Raw genomic sequence first — 2,103 nt, 5'->3', positions numbered from 1 at the left:
GTCAGCGGCGCTAACGCCGATTCTCGCGCAGCGGATTCGACCCCAGTTTGGTCAGCGGTATTCGTAGCGGAGTCGGCGTCCGCCCCACCAGGGGACTTCGGTGCTGGGGAGGTCGGCTTGGCGCAGCACGGGTGAGTAGGTGCGGCGGTCGAGTCGGACGATGATCTCGTTGTGGTGGTTGAGGATGTCGCCGCCGGTGCTGAGGAAGCGGCGTTGCAGGGTGTCGGGGGTGGCGGTGTGGTAGCCGGGTAGTCGGCGACGCAGGGCGGCGCAGACGGTGTGGGCGAGCACGCTGAGGGTGACGTCGAGGTCGACGTTGAGCGGGACGGCTCCGGCGAGGGCGTCGAGGCCGAAGGAGCGGATCGCTTCGGCGAGGCGTTGTTCGATGTTCATCCGGCGGGCGTAGCTTTCGATGATCTTCTTGGCGGGGCTGGTCGGGTCGTTGGTGATCAAGATGGTGGGTTCGTCGTGGCCCAGTCCGGCGACGGCGAGCTGGCGCAGCGTGTCGGGGTAGCTGCTCAGTTTCGCGGCGGGGTCGTCGATGACCTTGACCCGGCGGGTCTTGCCGCCGGCGCGGGCGATGGTCAACGGGGTCCAGGCTTCGGCGGGTAGGGCGTGCAGGGCTTGGCTGAGTTTGGGGGTGCGGGCCCGCAGGGTGATGAACCCGATGCCGCGGTCGGTGAGTTCGGCGAGTTGGGCTTGGGTGGCGACCTTGCTGTCGAAGATCAGCAGGTTCGGGTCGTGCCCGGTCACCTGGTGCCAGTGGTCGGCGAAGGCGAGGACCTCGTTGTGCTGGGTGGCCTTGGCCAGGTCGGCGTTGGCGGACAGCAGGGTGTGGCTGTCGGCGTCTTCGGCGAAGAACGTCAACACGCTGCGGGTGCGTTGGGATCTGCTGGGCACGTAGTGCTTTTCCAGCGCCGGGTCCTGCCCCCAGTGCATGACGGCGTGGAAGTCGAGGTTGATCGCCTCGCCGGTGGCCAGCCCGGCTTTGAGGCTGGCCTTGTCCAGGGCGGTCAGGAACGCGGCCTGCTTGGCGTGGTCGAGCCGGTAGGAGTAGGTGGTCAGCGCGGTGGCCTTCGGGAGCGAGCTGAGGCCGGCGAACAGCGCCGCACCGGGGTCGGTGGCGAGCTCTTCGACGTGGGAGACCCGGCGGGTGCCGGTCAGCTTCAGCGCCAGCAGCGACAGCACCGAGCTCAATGCCGGGACGACGGTGGTGCCGGGGTAGCCGGCGGCGCGGACCAGGCCGGGCAGGTCCAAGGCGATCAGGTCCGGGATGGTCAGCAGCAGCCCGGCCAGTTTGGTGTCGAGCCGCTGCGGCCATTCGGTGAAGTCCACGATCCCGGTCCGCGGTTGGGGCTCGCGCCGCGGCAGGCCACGTTCGGCGTGCGGGCGGGGCCACAGTCGCGGGAAGCCTTCCTCGGCGAGCACCTCCGCCACCCCGGTCCGGTTCAGCTTGCTGCCCTCGGCGGCCAGCAGCTCGGCGATCTCGTAGGCCGACCGGCCGGCTCGCCGTAGCTCGATGATCCGGCCGCGGGCGGCGTCCTTGGCCGGTGCGCTTTTCGGGCCGGGTTTGGTGTCGGTGAAGAAGTCGCGCCGGCCGGCGCGGAAGTCCCGGGCCATCGACTGCACGGTGGCCGGGGTGTAGCCGAACCGGCCGGCCACCTCGGTGGCGGTCGCGCCCTCCAGCAGGTAGGCCCGCAGCGCCTCGTACCGACGCTGGTCCGCGGTGGCCGGCTCGGCGAAGAACTCCCCACCCGGCCGCGCCGAGAGTAGGGGTGATACCGCTGTCTGTTTGATGCGATCACTACACCAGTCCCGAGAGCAGCGGTCAACTCGACGCGCCACCGGAGCAGGCGATCAGAATCACAATGCTGTAATTCTTCGTATCTTGGCGGGACCACCGGCCGCCGCACGAGCGCTGGCGTGGCAACGCCAACGGCGAAACTCCTGCAACAAACAGTTAGATCAGTCCTATGCGCGATCCAAGCCCGAGCGAGAGTACAAGCCAAGCCCTTACAGCACAGGCCAAACCCGAATCCAGCCGCGCACCAGCCAGACTCAACAACCACGCACCCGTCCGGCGCGAGAATCGGCGCTAAGGGA

Annotated in this window: 1 protein-coding gene; it reads right to left on the bottom strand. The window is 68.8% G+C overall.

Annotation, left to right across the window (positions count from 1 at the left end):
- Nucleotides 1–51 precede the first annotated feature (51 nt).
- Entirely contained in the window at nt 52–1,845 is a 1,794-nt protein-coding gene (locus tag VF468_13595) for a transposase (protein ID HEX5879328.1), read from the bottom strand.
- Nucleotides 1,846–2,103 lie beyond the last annotated feature (258 nt).

Source organism: Actinomycetota bacterium (assembly GCA_036280995.1).
Lineage (GTDB): Bacteria > Actinomycetota > CALGFH01 > CALGFH01 > CALGFH01 > CALGFH01.
The sequence above is the reverse complement of the archived record's forward strand: the minus strand, read 5'-3'. Positions and strand labels throughout refer to the sequence as shown.